This is a genomic window from Halorubrum halophilum (assembly GCF_000739595.1).
Lineage (GTDB): Archaea > Halobacteriota > Halobacteria > Halobacteriales > Haloferacaceae > Halorubrum > Halorubrum halophilum.
In genome coordinates, this window is record NZ_BBJP01000081.1 from 154,339 (window position 1) to 171,245 (window position 16,907).

General features: G+C 68.6%; 17 protein-coding genes. 5 read left to right on the plus strand and 12 right to left on the minus strand.

What is annotated here, in order from left to right; genetic code table 11:
- Positions 1-62 precede the first annotated feature (62 nt).
- The 3 genes from ACP96_RS16750 (at position 63) to purM (ending at position 3,617) form a co-directional block, all read left to right on the plus strand.
- Positions 63-1,817, plus strand: a complete 1,755-nt coding sequence (locus ACP96_RS16750) for a TraB/GumN family protein (RefSeq protein ID WP_050034167.1) — start codon at positions 63-65, stop codon at positions 1,815-1,817.
- A gap of 25 nt (positions 1,818-1,842) precedes the next feature.
- Positions 1,843-2,511, plus strand: a complete 669-nt coding sequence (locus ACP96_RS16755) for a Zn-dependent protease (protein ID WP_050025505.1) — start codon at positions 1,843-1,845, stop codon at positions 2,509-2,511.
- A gap of 83 nt (positions 2,512-2,594) precedes the next feature.
- Entirely contained in the window at positions 2,595-3,617 is a 1,023-nt protein-coding gene (gene purM / locus ACP96_RS16760) for a phosphoribosylformylglycinamidine cyclo-ligase (protein WP_050025507.1), read from the plus strand.
- Positions 3,618-4,061: 444 nt separating this feature from the next.
- Here the strand turns inward: purM and ACP96_RS16765 are convergent, their stop codons facing one another.
- The 3 genes from ACP96_RS16765 to ACP96_RS16775 all read right to left on the minus strand — a co-directional run bounded on the left by ACP96_RS16765 (position 4,062) and on the right by ACP96_RS16775 (position 6,509).
- Positions 4,062-4,361, minus strand: coding sequence for a DUF6360 family protein (locus ACP96_RS16765; RefSeq protein WP_050034168.1), 300 nt, complete (start codon positions 4,359-4,361; stop codon positions 4,062-4,064).
- Between the two features lies 1 nt (position 4,362).
- Entirely contained in the window at positions 4,363-6,111 is a 1,749-nt protein-coding gene (locus tag ACP96_RS16770) for a nitrite/sulfite reductase (protein WP_050034169.1), read from the minus strand.
- Positions 6,112-6,197: 86 nt separating this feature from the next.
- Entirely contained in the window at positions 6,198-6,509 is a 312-nt protein-coding gene (locus tag ACP96_RS16775; RefSeq protein ID WP_202593982.1) for a hypothetical protein, read from the minus strand.
- Positions 6,510-6,725: 216 nt separating this feature from the next.
- Here ACP96_RS16775 and ACP96_RS19775 point away from each other — a divergent pair, with 216 nt between their 5' ends.
- Entirely contained in the window at positions 6,726-6,854 is a 129-nt protein-coding gene (locus ACP96_RS19775) for a hypothetical protein (protein ID WP_268762302.1), read from the plus strand.
- Positions 6,851-7,048 carry a hypothetical protein gene (locus tag ACP96_RS16780; protein WP_050025511.1) on the plus strand — a complete coding sequence of 66 codons (198 nt, stop codon included), beginning with the start codon at positions 6,851-6,853 and terminating at the stop codon, positions 7,046-7,048. The genes ACP96_RS19775 and ACP96_RS16780 overlap by 4 nt, the downstream gene beginning before the upstream one ends.
- Positions 7,049-7,111: 63 nt before the next feature.
- Here ACP96_RS16780 and ACP96_RS16785 read toward each other — a convergent pair whose 3' ends face one another.
- The 9 genes from ACP96_RS16785 to ACP96_RS16825 form a co-directional block, all read right to left on the minus strand.
- Positions 7,112-7,651: a CBS domain-containing protein gene (locus ACP96_RS16785; protein ID WP_050025513.1), complete on the minus strand. Its 540-nt coding sequence runs from the start codon at positions 7,649-7,651 to the stop codon at positions 7,112-7,114.
- A gap of 98 nt (positions 7,652-7,749) precedes the next feature.
- Positions 7,750-8,124, minus strand: coding sequence for a DUF555 domain-containing protein (locus tag ACP96_RS16790; protein ID WP_050034170.1), 375 nt, complete (start codon positions 8,122-8,124; stop codon positions 7,750-7,752).
- Between the two features lie 116 nt (positions 8,125-8,240).
- Positions 8,241-9,239: an isocitrate/isopropylmalate family dehydrogenase gene (locus ACP96_RS16795; RefSeq protein ID WP_050034171.1), complete on the minus strand. Its 999-nt coding sequence runs from the start codon at positions 9,237-9,239 to the stop codon at positions 8,241-8,243.
- Entirely contained in the window at positions 9,236-9,892 is a 657-nt protein-coding gene (gene leuD / locus ACP96_RS16800) for a 3-isopropylmalate dehydratase small subunit (protein ID WP_050025519.1), read from the minus strand. The genes ACP96_RS16795 and leuD overlap by 4 nt, the downstream gene beginning before the upstream one ends.
- Positions 9,889-11,310, minus strand: a complete 1,422-nt coding sequence (gene leuC / locus ACP96_RS16805; RefSeq protein ID WP_050034172.1) for a 3-isopropylmalate dehydratase large subunit — start codon at positions 11,308-11,310, stop codon at positions 9,889-9,891. The genes leuD and leuC overlap by 4 nt, the downstream gene beginning before the upstream one ends.
- Positions 11,311-11,389: 79 nt before the next feature.
- On the minus strand, positions 11,390-12,445 hold the full coding sequence (gene ilvC, locus ACP96_RS16810) for a ketol-acid reductoisomerase (RefSeq protein WP_050025521.1): 1,056 nt from the start codon (positions 12,443-12,445) through the stop codon (positions 11,390-11,392).
- Positions 12,446-12,479: 34 nt separating this feature from the next.
- Entirely contained in the window at positions 12,480-13,220 is a 741-nt protein-coding gene (gene ilvN / locus ACP96_RS16815; RefSeq protein ID WP_050025523.1) for an acetolactate synthase small subunit, read from the minus strand.
- Positions 13,217-15,043: a biosynthetic-type acetolactate synthase large subunit gene (ilvB, locus tag ACP96_RS16820; RefSeq protein WP_050034173.1), complete on the minus strand. Its 1,827-nt coding sequence runs from the start codon at positions 15,041-15,043 to the stop codon at positions 13,217-13,219. Before ilvB ends, ilvN begins: the two co-directional genes overlap by 4 nt.
- Positions 15,044-15,428: 385 nt before the next feature.
- Positions 15,429-16,610, minus strand: coding sequence for a LeuA family protein (locus ACP96_RS16825; protein WP_449272147.1), 1,182 nt, complete (start codon positions 16,608-16,610; stop codon positions 15,429-15,431).
- Positions 16,611-16,907 lie beyond the last annotated feature (297 nt).

The following is a 16,907-nucleotide window of genomic DNA, read 5'->3' on the forward strand; positions in this document are numbered from 1 at the left end:
GGGAGCGACGCGCGCTCACCGACTCACAAACCCTAAACGCGGCGACGGAGTACGTCGTGGCAATGACAGAGACGCCAGGGGGATCCGACGGCGAGGCCACCCCTGCGAGCGGCGCGGTCGGAGCGCCCTCCGACGGCGGCGACGGAGACGGAGACGGCTCGGTGACCGTGGTCGGCACCGCGCACGTCTCCGAACAGTCGGTCGACGAGGTCGAGGAGACGATCGAGCGCGAGCGGCCCGACGTGGTCGCCGTCGAACTCGACGAGGGGCGGTACCGCCAGATGAACGGCGAGAGCCCCGACGACCTCGACGCGGGCGACCTGCTTCGGGGCAACACCGTCTTCCAGTTCCTCGCGTACTGGATGCTGTCGTACGTCCAGACGCAGCTCGGCGACCGCTTCGACATCGAGCCCGGCGCTGACATGCGGGCCGCCATCGACGTCGCCGAGGGGCTCGGCATCGACGTGGCGTTAGTCGACCGGGACATCCAGACGACGATCCAGCGCTTCTGGGCTCGGATGACGGTCACGGAGAAGCTTCGGATGGTCGGGGGACTCGCGTTCGGCGTCACCGACTCCCGCGTGGTCGGGGTGCTGGTCGGGCTGTTCGTCGGGATCCTCGCCGGGCCCGTCATCGGCCTCTTCGGGGGAAGCGTCGGCGTCACCGACGCGATACTGACGAGCGTCACCGGCGGTGTACTCGCGGCGGTCGGCGTCGCGATCGTCGTCGATCAGGTCGGAAAAGTCGCGCTCTCGCCCGACGGGCGCCTCTTCGCCGCGGCGGGGCTGGGTGTCACAGCTGGGATCGCCGCCGCCGCTGTCGGCGCACTCGACGGGGTCGTCGCGACGTACCTCGGCGGGTTCGCCGTGACGGCGATCGGGAGCCTCGGTCTCGGTATCTCCCTCGGGCTGACCCTCGGCGTGCTCGCGTCGCTCGCGATGGGCGTCGTCGGGAGGGACGGCGGCGAGCCCGAACACGGCGGGATCGAGGAACTGGGGATGGAGGACCTGACCGACACCGACGTGGTGACAATGATGATGGAGGAGTTCCGGCAGTTCTCCCCGGGCGGCGCGGAGGCGCTCATCGACGAGCGCGACGCCTTCATCGCCCACCGGCTCGTCGCACTCCGCGACGCCGGCTACGACGTGGTCGCGGTCGTCGGCGCGGGTCACCGCGCGGGGATCGAGGGGTACCTCACAGACCCCGCGTCGCTCCCGCCGATGGAGGACCTCGTCGGGAAGGAGCGCGGGCGCGGGCTCCCGTGGAAGAAGGCGATTGGCTACGCGATCACCGTCGGCTTCGTCGGATTCTTCGTCCTGCTCGCGCTTGCCGGCGTGGAGAACGCGTTCCTCTTCCGGCTGTTCGGCGCGTGGTTCCTGATCAACGGCGCGTTCGCGTTCGCGTTCGCGAAGCTCGCGGGCGCGCGCTGGACCTCCGCCGGCGTCGGCGGCGCGGTCGCGTGGATGACCTCGATCAACCCCGTGCTCGCGCCCGGCTGGTTCACCGGCTACGTCGAGCTTCGGAGTCTCACGGTGAACGTCGGCGACATCGGGCGGCTCAACGACCTGCTCTCCGACGAGACGCTGTCGCCGTCGGATCTGGTCTCGTCGATGCTCGACGTGCCCCTGTTCAAGCTCATCGTCGTGGTCGCGATGACGAACATCGGCAGCATCGTCGCGAGCTTCCTGTTCGCGGTGTACGTCATTCCCGCGATGTTCGGCGACGTGGGCGGCGTCGACGAGGTGGGGCGGCTCATGATCGAGGGCGCACGGACCGGCGCAGAGTTCCTCAGAAATCTGATCACGGGGGGAGCATGAACGGGTCCCTCGCCGGGGTGAACGCATGAGCGGAGCCCCTCAGGGTCGCCGGATCGCCGGCCTCTACTTCAGCGGGACCGAGATCCGCGACCTGCTGGTCGCGTGGCTCGCGCTCGGCGTCGCGTTCACGCTCTTCTTCGTGAACGGCACCGCCGGCTTCGATCGGCTGCTCGCTGCGGGGGTCGTCCCGCCGCTGCTCGTCGGCCTGCTCACCGCGGGCGTCGCGTTCCTCCTCCACGAGATCGCCCACAAGGTCGTCGCGGTTCACTACGATCAGGTCGCCGAGTTCCGCGCGGACAACGGTATGCTGTTCATTGCCGTGATGAGCTCCCTCTTGGGGTTCATCTTCGCCGCGCCCGGGGCGGTCCACCACCGCGGCCGGCTGACGCCGAAGGAACACGGGCACATCGCGCTGGCGGGCCCGGTCGTCAACCTCCTGCTCACGCTCGCGTTCCTGCCGGCGCTCCTGCTCGGGCCGGTCGTCGGGAGCCCGGTGATCACCCTGATCGGCTCCCGCGGGATCGCGATCAACGTCTTCCTCGCGGCGTTCAACCTGATCCCGTACGGCCCCCTCGACGGGAAGACCGTCATGGGGTGGAGCAAGGGCGTGTGGGCCGCGTCCTTCGCTCTCTCCGTGGTGCTCACGGTCGCGCTCGTGTTCGTCGGCGGGCTTGGCTTCGGCGGACCGTTCTGAGTCGGGCAGGCGATCCGTCGCAGACGGCCCGGTCGCTCGGTGGGAACGGTGCGCTTTTGCTCCGCGGGCGTCCCTCGACACACATGACCGAGGGCGACGGCGGCGGAGACGGGAGCAACGACGGCGCGTCCGGAGACGACGAACTCACCTACGCCGACGCCGGCGTCGACATCGACGCCAGCGAGGCGGCGACCGCGGCGCTGATCGGCGCGGTCGGCGAGGGTGAGGGCGACTACGCCGGCCTGCTCGACATCGGCGACCGCTACCTCGCGCTGGCGACCGACGGCGTCGGGACGAAGCTCCTCGTCGCCGAGGCGCTCGGCGACTACTCGACCGTCGGGATCGACTGCATCGCGATGAACGTCAACGACCTCGTCGCCGCCGGCGTCAGACCGGTCGCGTTCGTCGACTACCTCGCGGTCGACGAGCCGGACGAGCGGTTCGCCGAGCAGGTCGGCGAAGGACTCGCGCGCGGCGCCGAACTCGCCGACATGGAACTCGTCGGCGGCGAGACCGCAGTGATGCCCGACGTGATCCGCGGGCTCGATCTGGCCGGCACCTGCGCCGGCCTCGCCGCGAAGGACGCCGTCTTCGACGGCGAGGCGCGGCCGGGCGACGCGCTGGTCGGGTGGGAGTCGTCGGGGATCCACTCGAACGGGCTCACGCTCGCGCGCGAGGCGGCGACCCGCGAGCACGCGTACACCGACCCGTGCCCGTTCGAGGGGTACGAGACGGTCGGCGAGGCCTTACTGGAGCCGACCCGGATCTACACCGACCTGCTCGACCCGATGCGCGAGCACGGCGTGCACGGCGCGGCCCACGTCACCGGCGGCGGGTGGACCAACCTGACGCGGCTCGGCGCGAATCGCTACGTCGTCGAGGACGCCTTCGACCCCCAGCCGGTCTTCGAGTTCGTGCAGTCGGAGGGGGGCGTCTCCGACGAGGAGATGCACCGGACGTTCAACATGGGGACCGGCTTCGTCGCGGCGGTCGACTCTGATGACGCCGAATCGCTGGTCGACGAGACGGACGGGCGCGTGATCGGGCGGGTTGAGGAGGGCGACGACGACGAGGGGAGCGTCGTGATTCGCGGATTAGATTTATAAGTGGTCACTGTCGATAGCGCTCTCGATCGCTTATAAATATGTAACTTCGGCTCGACGGCGAGCACTTCCAAAGCCTTCGCTCATTTATAAATCATCGATGCGGAATCGACGGTGAACACCTCCAAAGCTCCAGCCGCTCGATTATAAGTAGCTGCTGACGGATCGACGATAAACACCTCCAAAGCCCCAGCCGCGAGGACGCCGCACGCTCGCTGCGCTCCTCACTCGTCGCTCACTCCGTTCGCTCCGTCGCTGCGGTGCTTACGTCGCCTGCGGCGTCCTCGCGGCTGCCCGTTTGAATCCCACCCGACCGCACGGCACCGCAGCCTCACGCCTCCCCAGCCTCGTCGGCCGCCCTCCGCTTCGCTCCGGCCGGCCGACTCCCTCGCACGGGCGACTCGCGGCCGATGGCCGCTCGTCGGCACGCGCCACCGCATCGTTCATTTATAAAGAGTCGTCGTCGCCGTTCTGTGCGGCTTCGACGCGATCCGCGGTCGACTCCAGCGCCTCGGCCAGCGTTCTTGCCTGCGCGGGCGAGAGGTCGATCTCGTCGGCGTGGGCGGTGAGGTCGTCGATCGCGGTGTTGTCGAGTTCGATCTCCAGCGTGACCTGTTCGGGGTCCTCACGGGGCGCGGTGACGTTCACCACGCCGGGCGCATCCGCCTCGAACTCGTGGCCGCGGGCGCGGCCGTCGACGAGGTCGAGCGTCGTGTAGGCGTTCACGCGGAGGAGGCGGTCCGACATCTCAGTCGTCCGCCGGCGGCGACGGCGCGTCCTCCATCGAGTCGTTCTCGGCGTACGGGTACCAAGTGCGCTTCGTGTTGTGCATCATCGGGTCCTCGTAATCGGTCTCCTCGGGGTCGACGAAGGCGTCGAGTTCGTCCTCGTCGTGGCGGGCGACGAACGCCCGGAACGACTCGCCCTCGTCGCGCTCGTCCGCGAAGCTCTCGACCAGATTCGCGATCGCACCGGGTACCTCGTCGACGGGCACGCGCTGGGTGACCCACCGGGCGAACTGCGGGTTCTCGCCGAGCCCGCCGCCGAGCCCCACGTCGAGCGCCTCGACCGGGTCCCCGTCCTTGCGGGTCTTCATCCCGCGCAGGCTCACGTCGGCGATCTGCGGCTGCGCGCACGAGGCTGTACACCCGGATAGGTGGATGTGGAACTGGTCAAGGTCCTCGGGGAGTTCGACGTTCTCCTTGAGCCAGCGGGCGTACCGGACCTGCCGGTTCTTCGTCTCGACGATCGACAGCGAGCAGTACTCGGTGCCGGTACACGCGACGGAGCCCCGCATGAACGGCGACGGCGACGGCGAGTAGTGCTCCAAGATCGGTTCGTCGAGCAGGTTATCGAGCTCGTCGTCCGGCACGTCGGTCACGATGACGTTCTGGCGCTGGGAGAGGCGCACCTCTCCGGAGCCGTACTCGTCGGCGACGTCAGCGAGTTCGAGGACGTCTTCGGCACCCATCCGCCCGACGAGGACGTTCAGGCCGACGAAGTTCGTCCCGTCCTTCTGGTCGTGGATCCCGACGAGGTCGTTCCGCTCGCCCGCACCGGTGTTGTACGTGTACTCCTCGCGAACGTCGCGGCCGGCGGTGTGTAGCTCGAAGTCGACGTACTCCTCCTGAAGGGTGTCTCGAACCTTCTCGGCTCCCCACTCGTCGACGAGGAACTTGATCCGGGCGTTGTATCGGTCCTCGCGGTCGCCGTTGTCACGGAACAGCGCCGAGAGCCCGCCGGCCACGTCGGAGACGCGCTCCGGCGAGACCCAGACGTCGATGTCGCGGGCGAGCCGCGGCTCGTTGCGTGAGAGGCCGCCGCCGACGCGGACGTTGAACCCGACGACCTCCTCGCCGTCAACCTCCTTGTACGCGGGCTCGAAGGCGAGGTCGTTGATGTCGCCCTGGCCCGAACCGTCGGCGGAGCCGGTCACGGACACCTTCCACTTCCGCGGGAGGTTCGAGTGGTCGTCGTTCCCCTTGAACGTCTCGTTGAGTTCGCGGATGACGGGCCACGCGTCGATGACTTCCTGCGCGTCCTTGCCGGCCACGGGGTTCCCGACGATGTTCCGCCAGGAGTCCCCGCAGGCCTGCTGGGTCGAGAGACCGTTTTCCTCCAGCTTCTCGAAGATCGCCGGCACGTCCGACAGCTCGATCCAGTGGAGCTGGATCGACTGTCGGGTGGTGAAGTCGGCGTACGCGTCGCCGAAGATCGGGTTCGTCCCGGGGCCACGGGCGTACTCGTCGGCTATCTCGCCGACGGTTCGGAGCTGTCCCGGTTCGAGCACGCCGTTCGGCGTCCCGATCCGCATCATGAAGTACCCCTCCTGTCCGTTCCGCTGGTGGTACAGGCCCCACCACTTGAAGCGCTCGAACCACGCGTCCCGCTCGTCGTCCGGGATCGAGTCGAACCCCTGCTCGGCGAACTCGAACAGGTGGTCACGGATCTCGTTCCCGTAGACCTCCGATTTCCAGTTTTCGACGTCCGTTGGCATCGATCCGGTTTACACCAGACACCCATATAGGCGGCCGCGTCGAGTCAACGTTCCCCGGTGCCCCATCAATGAGGCATATATTGCCGCTACGCTTCGCGCCGCACGCGGCGGACCGCTCCGCGGTCGAGTTCGGTGAACTCGCCCCCGCGTACCCGCCCGATCGGGACCCAGTCGGTGATTCCCGTCTCCCCACACGCGATACACTGGCCGTACACTCGCGCCTCCACCGTCGAGCCGTCGACGCCGACCGTTTGGAAGTTCTCGACGACCAGATCGGTGAGTGTGCACTCGCACAGATCCGGCGCGTCGAGCCGCCACAGTTCGCTGACACGCACTTCTCGGGCGTCGTTGACGGAGATCCACGCCCCGTCGTCGAGGACACGCAGACGAGTGGTCACACCCCCAGTTCGCCCGCGACGACCCAATACGTGACGGTGGTCGCAATCGGCGACAGTTTCGGTGACGCCGTGAGATCAGAAAACTGACCGACTGCGCCGTGGTACGAGGTGAAATCGGCCTCCGGACTACCGGACAGGAAATCCGGTATCCGAGAGTGGTGGTTCGATTTACAGGTGTGTCGGTACTTATGCCTCGTCCCCGCGTACGCCTGTGTGATGACCGAGACGGTTCCCGACTCCACCGGCGATCCCCCCGTCAGACGGGTCCAAGACGGCGAGTACCGACAGCACGCGTCCGCGGACGTGGCGCCCGAACTCTTCGGCGATACCCCGGAGGAACGATGACCGAGCACGTCGATGTCCAAGCGACCGACGACGAAGGAGACGGGATAGAAGTCGACCGACGGGGGGACGACGCGGACGCGGAAGGAGAGGCGGACACCGAATCCGACGACGGCACGGGCCACCTCGACGACATCGAGGACGGCGCCGGCTGCACGGAGATCTGGGAGCGCCTCTCGGAGCGACGGGACGGGTGACGAACCGCTTCGTTTGAGGGGCACCGATCGTCCCGGCGAGTGCCGCACGCGACGCGGACCGTTCTACGACAGATGCGCGGCGATGTCCGCCTCGGTGATGATCCCGACCGTCTCCCCGCCGTCGGTCACCATCACCGCCTTGTAGTGGTCGAGAAGGTTCCGGACCTCGTCGACGGTCGCCCCCGTCGCGACGGTGGGGAACGATTCGCTCATCACCTCGCTGACCGGGTGGTCACCGACGTTTTCGCCGGCGTGAACCACGTCGCCCTGACTGATCGAGCCGACGGGCACGCCGTTCTGTAGCACCGGCAGCTGCGAGTACGCCTCCTCCTCCATCAGGTCGACCGCCTCGCGCACCGCATCGTCGGGCGCGACGCTGATCACCGTCTCGTTCATCAGGTCGCTCGCGCGGACGACCTGGCCCTCTGCCTCCTGAAGCGCGTTTACGATCCGCCGGAGCGTCGAGAGCCGCGGGTCGACGTCGCCGCCCTCGATCCGCGCGATGAGCGGCTGCGAGACGTCCGCGGCATCGGCGAGTTCGCTCTGCGTCAGCTCCAGCGTCGTCCGCCGCTCGCGGAGGTCCTGTGGCGTCGGGAGTTCCATATGCTAGATAACTCGAGGTTATTAGAAAAGGTTTCGGCAACGACCGACATCGCGGCGAGAGTCACGTCGGTCGCATCGATCGCGCCGATCGCGGAGCCCTACTCGTCGTCGCGGTCGTCTTCCTCGTCGCCCTCGGTCTCGATGACCTCGATGACCTCGAGGGGAACGTCGCGGAGCGCGCCGCCGACCTCGCTTTTCGCGATCCGCTCGGCGTGCTCCTCGCTGTCGGCGTTGAAGATGTCGATCTCCAAGAGAAGCCCGACGAGAGCGGTGTTCGCGGCGAGGAACGCGGCGTCGAACGGCTCCCCACAGGCCGGACAGCCGGTGAGGCCGGGCTCGACCTCGACGTACTGCTTGTCCGTCTCGTTGAGTCGCTTGCCGGCTTCGCTGACCGCGACGCCGATGGCGTCGTCGGTCTCCTCGACATCACGGACCAACCAGGCTGCTTCCATCGCGACTTCGTAGTTGCTCATAGCCGAACCGAGGGGCCGCAGGGTTTCCTTTCTTGTGGTTTGCCCGCGGTCACGGCTCTCGCTCGCACGGCGAAGGACCGCGGGGTCCGACGCGCATCGGAGGCGGCGCTCGCCGCCTACAGCCGGTCGAGAACTGCGGCGGTGACCTCGTCGGTCGTCGCGCCGCCGCCGAGGTCGCCGGTGCGCGGGCCGTCGGAGAGCACGCCCTCCACCGCGTCGCGCACCTGCTGTCCCTCCTCGACGTGGCCGAGGTACTCCAGCAGCATGGCGGCCGAGAGGATCGCCGCGGTCGGGTTCGCGATCCCCTCGCCCGCGATGTCGGGCGCGGTGCCGTGGACCGGCTCGAACAGCGCGTTGTCGTGGCCAACGTTCGCCGAGGGCAACAGGCCGAGCCCGCCGACGAGCCCGGCGGCGAGGTCGGAGAGCACGTCGCCGGCGAGGTTCGGACAGACGATCACGCCGTACTGGCTCGGGTCGAGCGGGAGCTTCGTCGCGAACGCGTCCATCAGCTCCTCGTCGGCGTCGACGCCGCGCTCCTCGGCGACCGCGAGTACCTCCTCGCGGAAGCGTCCGTCCGTCTCGCGCATCACGTTCGCCTTGTGCGCGACCGTGAACCCCTCGTCGGAGTCTCCGGCCGGCCCGCGACCGTCCTCGACGAACTCGCAGGCGTACTCGGCCAGCTCGCGAGAGGCCGAGGAGGTGACGACCCGCGTCAGCGTCGAGAGGTCGTCGGAGAGCCGGTCCTCGTGACCGGCGTAGACGCCCTCGGTGTTCTCGCGCAGGAAGACCACGTCGGTCTCCGGTCGGACCGCGTCGACGCCGGGATAGGCCTTGGCGGGCCGGACGTTGACGAACGAGTCGACCGCCTCGCGCAGCGGAAGGATGACATCGGCGGCCGTCTCGCCGGCCGCGCCGAACAGCGTCGCGTCCGCGTCGGCCGCAAGATCGTACGTCTCCGCGGGGAGCGCCTCGCCTGTCGCCTCCTGCACCGCGTCGCCGGCCTCGGCCTTGACGAACTCGAAGTCGACGGGGAGCGCTTCCAGCACCTCGACCGCGGCCGGGACGACCTCGCGGCCGATCCCGTCGCCCTCGATGACGACGACCTCGTGGCTCACGCCTCGTCCTCCGGGATGTGGTCATCCGGAACGTACGGCAGCGACCGGGCCGTCTCACGGACCGCGCCCTCGTTCGCGCCCATCAGCGCCGTGGTGTCCCAGACGCCCTCGACGAGCGCCTTCCGCTGGGCGTCGTGGACCGTTGCGTCGATCACGGTGTCGCCGTAAGTGATCGTCTCGGCGGCCACGTCGATGTCGACCTCGGCGTCGGGGTTGGTCTCGACGTAGTCCTGGAGCGCCTCGATCTCCTCCTGATCGGCCGTGACCGTGGGAACGCCGAGCGCGAGGCAGTTGCCCGCGAAGATCTCCGCGAACGACTCGCCGACGACGGCGTCGATCCCCCAGCGCATCAGCGCCTGCGGGGCGTGCTCGCGCGACGAGCCGCAGCCGAAGTTGGCGTTGACGACCAGCACGTTCGCGCCGCGGTATTTCTCCTCGTTGAACGGGTGGTCCTTCTCGTTGTCGTCGTCGTCGAACCGCTGGTCGAAGAACGAGAACTGGCCCAGCCCGTCGAAGGTGACGACCTTCATGAACCGCGCCGGGATGATCTGGTCGGTGTCGATGTCGTTGCCCCGAACCGGAATCCCGGTGCCGGAGACCTCGGTGACCTTCTCGGCCGGCGCCTCGCCGTCGCTGAACTCGGGCGAGCTCATACGGTCGCCACCTCCTCCATCTCGCGGACGTCGGTGACCTCGCCGGTCACCGCCGCGGCCGCGACCATGATCGGACTCATCAGCACGGTGCGCCCGTCCTTCGAGCCCTGTCGGCCGACGAAGTTCCGGTTCGAAGAGGAGGCGCTCGCCTCGTCGCCCACCAGCTGGTCGTCGTTCATGCCGAGACACATCGAACAGCCGGGCTCGCGCCAGTCGAAGCCGGCGTCCTTGAACACCTCGTCGATCCCCTCGGCCTCGGCGGCGTCGCGGACGCGCTGGCTGCCGGGGACGACCATCGCGCGCACGTCGTCGTCGACCTCGCGGCCCTCGACGAACGCCGCGGCCTCGCGGAGGTCCTTCAGCCGCGCGTTGGTACACGAGCCGAGGAACGCCACGTCGATGTCGTACCCCTCCATCGTGTCGCCGGGCTCGACGCGCATGTGCTTCTGCGCGCGCCGCGCCGTGTCGCGGTCCTCCTCGGGCAGATCGTCTGGGTCCGGGATCGGCTCGGTGATACCCGCGGTCTGGCCGGGCGTGGTCCCCCACGTCACGGTCGGCTCGATCGCCGAGCCGTCGATGGTGACCACGTCGTCGTACTCGGCGTCCTCGTCGGTCCGGATCGACTCCCAGTAGGGTTTCAGCCGCTCGAACTCCTCGGGGTCGTCGGCGAAGGCGTCCGTCTGCTTGAGCCACTCGTAGGTGGTCTCGTCGGGGTTGACGTATCCCGCGCGGGCGCCGCCCTCGATCGACATGTTACAGATGGACATCCGTCCCTCCATCCCGAGGCTCTCGATGGCCTCGCCGGCGTACTCGTACACGTGGCCGACGCCGCCGTCGGTCCCGAGCTTCCCGATGATCGTGAGGATGACGTCCTTCGCGGTGACGCCCTCGCCGAGCTCGCCCGTGACCTCGATCTTGCGGACCTTCTGTTTCTCCATCGCGACGCAGCCGGTCGCCAGCACGTCGCGGATCTGCGAGGTGCCGATCCCGAACGCCAGCGCGCCGAACGCGCCGTGCGTCGACGTGTGCGAGTCGCCGCAGACGATCGTCATGCCCGGCTGGGTGAGCCCCTGCTCCGGCCCGATGACGTGGACGATCCCCTGGTTCCCGGAGTCCGGGTCGGAGAACTCGATGCCGGAGCCACGGACGTTCTCCTCTAACTCCGCCATCATGCTCTCGGCGGCCTCGTCGCGGTAGGGCCGGTCGCGGTTGCCGGTCGGCACGATGTGATCGACCGTCGCGTGCGTGCGCTTCGGGAACGCGACCTCCTGTCCGCGTTCCTTCAACATGCCGAACGCCTGTGGGCTGGTGACCTCGTGGACGAGGTGGAGCCCGACGAACAGCTGGTCCTGTCCGGTGGGCAGTCGCGTCACCGTGTGCCGGTCCCACACCTTGTCGTACAGCGTCCCCTCGCTCATCGGGACTCACCCGCGTGGCGCGTGGATCGCGTCGACTGCGTGGTCTCACAGGGTCGGTTCGCGTCGCCGCATACTCCCATCAGGCGGTCACCTCGGCGCTCTCTTCCTCGTCTTCTTCCTCGTCCTGCCACGCGAACAGCCCGCGCAGTTCCTCACCGACGGCCTCGATCTCGTGGTTCTTCTCGGCGGTCCGGAGCTGCGTGTAGGAGGGTCGCCCCGCCTGGTTCTCGGCGATCCACTCGCGGGCGAACTCGCCGTTCTGGACCTTCTCAAGCACTTCCTCCATGTTCTCGCGGGCGTGCTCGTCGACGATCACGTCGCCCTGCGTGAGCCCGCCGTACTCGGCGGTGTCGGAGACGGAGTCCCACATGCCGCCGAGCCCGTCCTCGTACATCAGATCGACGATGAGCTTCAGCTCGTTGAGACACTCGAAGTACGCCATCTCCGGGGAGTAGCCGGCGTCGACGAGCGTCTCGTACCCCTGTTTCACGAGCGACGTGACGCCGCCGCAGAGGACGGCCTGCTCGCCGAACAGGTCGGTCTCGGTCTCCTCGCGGAACGACGTCTCGACGACGCCGGCGCGGGTGCAGCCGATCGCGGCCGCGTACGCGAGCCCCTGGTCGTGGGCGTCGCCGGTCGCGTCCTGGTACACCGCCAGCAGACCGGGCGTTCCCTCGTCATTCTCGTAGTTGCGGCGCACGAGGTGGCCCGGCGACTTCGGCGCGACCATCGTCACGTCGACGTCCTCGGGCGGCTGGATCTGGTTGTAGTGGATATTGAACCCGTGCGCGAACTGGAGCGTGTCGCCCGCGTCCAGGTTCGGCTCAACGGCGTTCTCGTACACGTCCGGCTGGACCGTGTCGGGCACGAGCACGCTCACGATGTCGGCCTCGGCGGCCGCGTCCGCGGGGGTCTCCACGCGGAGCCCGTCGCTCTCGGCGGCGCTGCGGGAGGAGCTGTCCTCGCGGAGGCCGACGATCACGTCGACTCCGCTCTCGGAGAGGTTCTGCGCGTGCGCGTGGCCCTGCGAGCCGTAGCCGAGCACGGCCACGGTCTCGTGGGCGATCGCCTCCTCGTCGGCGTCTTCGTCGTAGTATACTGTCGAGTTGAACGTCTGCGTGTCGTCTTCGGTCATGTGTATCGTGTGAGTTCGCGTGTAGGTTCGCGTGTCAGTCGTCGTGCGTGGTCGGTTCGCCGGCCGTTCCGGGTTTCTCTCCGGGCGCCGTCGGCGTGTCGCCGCGGGCGAGGGCGGTCGGCCCGGTCCGCGCGATCTCGACGATGCCGAACCGCTCGAAGGCGCCTATCGCGTTGTCGATGCTGGCGTTGTCGCCGGTGAGCTCGACGGTGATCGTCTCCGGGCCGGCGTCGACCGTCCGGCCGTCGTACATCTCGGAGACCGCGTGGACCGCGGCGGGGTCGTCCGCCTGCACCTTCAACAGGACGAGCTCCGAGGTGACGGCGTCGCCGGCGACCTCGCCGACGGAGATGACCGGCTTCAGCTTCGCCATCTGCTTTTCGATCTGGTCGATGCCGGGGTCCGTCTCCTCGACGACCATGGTGATCCGCGAGTGGCCGTCGACGGTCGTCGGACCGACGGTGAGGCTCTCGATGTTGAACTGCCGGCGGGAGACGAGCCCGGAGACGCGCGCGAGCACTCCGGGTTCGTCCTCGACGAGCGCGGAGATGACGGCGCGTCGCGACTCGTGTTCGGCCTCGACGACGGGGTCGATGCGGATCCCTTCGAGGTTCCGTCGCCCCTCGGGGTGGTCGCGCTCCTCGGGACCGGGCTGGTCGGCGGCGGGGGTAGCGTCGGAGCCGGAGCCGGCGTCCGAGGCGGAGCCGCCGTCGGTCGCGGGTCGGGTGTCGATCGGGTCTTCACCCGGCTGGGAGTCGGACGACTCGCCGCTCATAGCTGGTCCTCCACGGCCGCGAACTTGCCGTTCGCACCGCCGCTCGGCACCATCGGGAGGACGTTCTCCTCGGGATCGACGTGGAAGTCGATCACGGCCGGCCCGTCGTAGTCGAGGGCCTCCTCGACCGCGGGCGCGACCTCGTCGTAGTCGTCGACGCGGAGGCCTAAGGCGCCGAACGCCTCGGCGAGCTTGTCGAACTCGGGCATCCACGTGTAGTCGGAGGCCATGTGGCGGCCCTCGTAGAAGGCGTCCTGCCACTGGCGCACCATCCCGATGTACTCGTTGTTGAGCACGGCGATGGTGACGTCGAGGTCTTCGCGGACGGCCACCGACAGCTCCTGCATCGTCATCAGGAAGGAGCCGTCGCCGTCGAAGCACACCACGTCGCGGTCCTCCTCGCCCATCGTGTCGGCCGCGACGCGCGCGCCGACCGCGGCTGGCACGCCGTACCCCATCGTCCCCAGCCCGTGCGAGGAGACCCACGTCCGGGGCTCCGTGTACGTCCAGAACTGGGAGGCCCACATCTGGTGTTGGCCGACGCCCGTGGTGACGATGGTGTCGTCGTCGGTCGCCTCGTCGAACGCCTCGACGACGAACTGCGGCTTCAGCGGCTCGTCCTCGGGCGTCGCGTACGTGAGCGGGTACGTTTCTTTCCACTCGTCGCAGCGCTCGCGCCACGCCTCGGCGTCGGGCGCCTCGCGGACCGCGGCGGTCAGCTGGTCGAGGACGCGCCCCGCGTCACCGATCAGCGGGTAGTCGGCGTACACGTTCTTCGAGATCTCGGCCGGGTCGATGTCGACGTGGACGACCTCGGCCTCCGGCGCGAACGTGTCTATCCCGCCCGTCAGCCGGTCGTCGAACCGGGTGCCGACCGCGATCAGGCAGTCGGTGTGGGTGATCGCCATGTTGGCGTAGCCGGTGCCGTGCATCCCCGCCCACGAGAGGCAGAGGTCGTCGTCCTCGGGGAACGAGCCGATCCCCGGCATCGTCGTCGTCACCGGGATGCCGTACGTCCGCGCGAAGGTGCGCGCGGCGTCGCTCGCGTCCGCCTTGATGACGCCGCCGCCGAACAGGCACACGGGTCGCTCGGCCTCCTCGATGGCGCGGGCGGCCTCCTCGACCGCGTCCGAGTCGGCGTTCGGGTCGGGATCGGTGCCGGCCGGCGGCGTCGCCGGCTCGGGCGTCTCGTCCGTCTCGGCCTGCGTCACGTCCTTCGGCAGGTCGACGAGCGTCGGCCCGGGACGCCCCGCGCGCGACAGCTCGAACGCCTCGCCGACGGTGTCGCCGACGGTGTCGGCGCCGTGCGCGAAGTAGTTGTGCTTCGTGATCGGGCGGGTGACGCCGACCGTGTCAGTCTCCTGGAACGCGTCGTTGCCGACGAACTCGGTGGGAACCTGCCCGGTCAGCGCCAACATCGCGTCGGAGTCCATGTCGGCGTCGGCGATGCCGGTGACGAGGTTCGTCGCGCCCGGACCCGAGGTCGCCAGGCAGAGTCCCGGCTCGCCGGCGACGACGCCGTAGGCGTCGGCGGCGTGGGATGCCCCCTGCTCGTGGGCCATCGTCACGTGGCGGATCGAGGAGTCGTACAGCGCGTCGTAGACGGGCATGATCGCGCCGCCCTGCACGCCGAAGGCGGTCTCCGCGCCGGCGGCCTCCAGCGCGGCGACGACCGACTCGGCGCCGGTCGACACCGGTCCCGCGACGGGACCGTCGTCGGCGCCCGGATCGTCGGTCTCGGCCGCGACCGACTCGTCCGCGTCCGGCGGATCCTCCGGCTCCTCTGCGTCCTCGTCTCGTGGCTGTGCTGCTGTGTCGCTCATTGTCGTGGTGGTGTTCGGTGGTGCATCTCGCGGGTGTGAGAGTCAGTCGGTCCGAACGCCGGATCATCGGACGAGAACGGACTCGCCCGTCGGCGTTCGTCGATGCGTGGCGTCGGTGAGGAAGGGGTGGTGTAGGGGGTTAGACCCCTACGATAATCGGCGCGACGGCTCCGGCGACGTCGGCGGTCGTCGGGATTGCGGCGTGCCGTCGCATCTCGCTTCCACCAACGCGACCGGGGTATAAATCCCTGTCGGGGAGCGAAACCGGAGGACCGGTCCCGGAGAGCTGACCGTTTTCGAGCGGCGGATCGCGTCGGGCGATCGCTCTCGTCCGCGCGACCGCACGGCGGTCGCTCGGCGGGCTCCCCGCGCAGGGAGGCGGCCATCAGACCCGGACCTCCTCCTCGCGGTCGACGTCCGCCTCCTCGGCGAACCGCTCGACGTCGCCGGCGGTCACCTGGCGCTTGCCGGAGCCGTACTCCTTGACGCGCTTGGTGATGCGCCGGACCTCGCCGTCGCTCGGGTCGAAACCGGCCTCCACCAGGTGCTTGCGCACGCTGTGGGTGCCGGTGTGTTTCCCGAGCACGAACTCGCGTTCGGCGCCGACCATCTCCGGGGTCATCACGCCGGTCTCGAACGTGTCGGCGTTCTCGATGACGCCCGCGGCGTGGATGCCCGACTCGTGGGCGAACGCGTTCCGCCCGGTGACGGGCTTGTTCGCCGGCACCGGGATGTCCGAGGCCTCCTCGACGATCCGGGCCAGCTTGGTGATCTGGGTCGTGTCGATGCCGGTGTCGACGCCGTACACCGATTCGACCGCCATCACGACTTCCTCGTAGGCGGCGTTGCCGGCGCGCTCGCCGATCCCGTTGACCGACACCTGCGCCTGCTCCGCGCCGTTCTCGAACCCGGTGACCGCGTTCGCCGCGGCCATCCCGAAGTCGTCGTGGGTGTGCACGTCGACGCGGGCGTCGGTCGCCTCGACGACCGCCTTCACCGTCTTCCCGAAGCTGGTCGGCATCGCCACGCCGCACGTGTCCGGGATGTTGATCCAGTCGGTGCCCGCGTCGCTGACCGCCTCGACGATCTCCCGCAGGTAGTCGGGGTCGGTCCGCGTCGCGTCCATCGGCGAGAACATGCACTCGACGCCGGCGTCTTTCACCTGCTCGACGGCGGCGACGGCGCGCTGTTTCGCCTCTTGTCGGGTCGCGTGCATCGAATCCTCCAGCTGTACGTCGCTGGTGGAGACGAACACGTGGACCATCTCGACGCCGGAGTCGATGGCGGCGTCGATGTCGCCCTCGACGACCCGCGCCAGCCCGCAGACGGTGGTGTCCGTCGCGGCGGCGATGTCGCTCACTGCCTCGAACTCCGCGTCCGAGTTGACCGGGAACCCCGCCTCGATGACGTGGGTGTTCATGTCGTCCAGCGTCGCCGCTATGCGGCGTTTCTCGTCGTAACTGAACGACGTACGTGGTGACTGTTCACCGTCTCGTAACGTCGTGTCGAAGATCCGTACAGGACCGATATCGATGTTAGAAGCTATCGTGCCCTGGAAGAACTCGATCCGCCGGGGTGTCCGACGAAGCCTCCGTGATGTCTGTCATCGACTGACGAAAACACGGTCGAGAACTTAACACTTGTGCCGGTTGCAAAAACAGCCCGCCCGACAAGGCCTCGGTGTTCGACCGACGATCCGTAAAATCGCACGACACCAACGCCATCAATTGTCCTTATACACATTATACACACACCGAGACGATCGGGGTGATGTCGTTTCGGAACCGGGTTCATAAGGGAGATAGACGTTCGTTTCGTTCCGTGCGGGGCCGGCGCGCGGTCGGTGGCACCCGAAACGGCGACG

Excerpts from the sequence above, each read along its gene's own strand:
- ACP96_RS16755 (WP_050025505.1), top strand. The coding sequence starts at position 1,843 with ATGAGCGGAGCCCCTCAGGGTCGCCGGATCGCCGGCCTCTACTTCAGC.
- purM (WP_050025507.1), top strand. The coding sequence starts at position 2,595 with ATGACCGAGGGCGACGGCGGCGGAGACGGGAGCAACGACGGCGCGTCC.
- ilvC (WP_050025521.1), bottom strand. The coding sequence starts at position 12,445 with ATGACCGAAGACGACACGCAGACGTTCAACTCGACAGTATACTACGAC.
- ACP96_RS16780 (WP_050025511.1), top strand. The coding sequence starts at position 6,851 with ATGACCGAGCACGTCGATGTCCAAGCGACCGACGACGAAGGAGACGGG.
- ACP96_RS16765 (WP_050034168.1), bottom strand. The coding sequence starts at position 4,361 with ATGTCGGACCGCCTCCTCCGCGTGAACGCCTACACGACGCTCGACCTC.
- leuC (WP_050034172.1), bottom strand. The coding sequence starts at position 11,310 with ATGAGCGAGGGGACGCTGTACGACAAGGTGTGGGACCGGCACACGGTG.
- ACP96_RS16785 (WP_050025513.1), bottom strand. The coding sequence starts at position 7,651 with ATGGAACTCCCGACGCCACAGGACCTCCGCGAGCGGCGGACGACGCTG.
- ACP96_RS16770 (WP_050034169.1), bottom strand. The coding sequence starts at position 6,111 with ATGCCAACGGACGTCGAAAACTGGAAATCGGAGGTCTACGGGAACGAG.
- ilvB (WP_050034173.1), bottom strand. The coding sequence starts at position 15,043 with ATGAGCGACACAGCAGCACAGCCACGAGACGAGGACGCAGAGGAGCCG.
- ACP96_RS16750 (WP_050034167.1), top strand. The coding sequence starts at position 63 with ATGACAGAGACGCCAGGGGGATCCGACGGCGAGGCCACCCCTGCGAGC.
- ilvN (WP_050025523.1), bottom strand. The coding sequence starts at position 13,220 with ATGAGCGGCGAGTCGTCCGACTCCCAGCCGGGTGAAGACCCGATCGAC.
- ACP96_RS16790 (WP_050034170.1), bottom strand. The coding sequence starts at position 8,124 with ATGAGCAACTACGAAGTCGCGATGGAAGCAGCCTGGTTGGTCCGTGAT.
- ACP96_RS19775 (WP_268762302.1), top strand. The coding sequence starts at position 6,726 with ATGACCGAGACGGTTCCCGACTCCACCGGCGATCCCCCCGTCAGACGG.
- leuD (WP_050025519.1), bottom strand. The coding sequence starts at position 9,892 with ATGAGCTCGCCCGAGTTCAGCGACGGCGAGGCGCCGGCCGAGAAGGTC.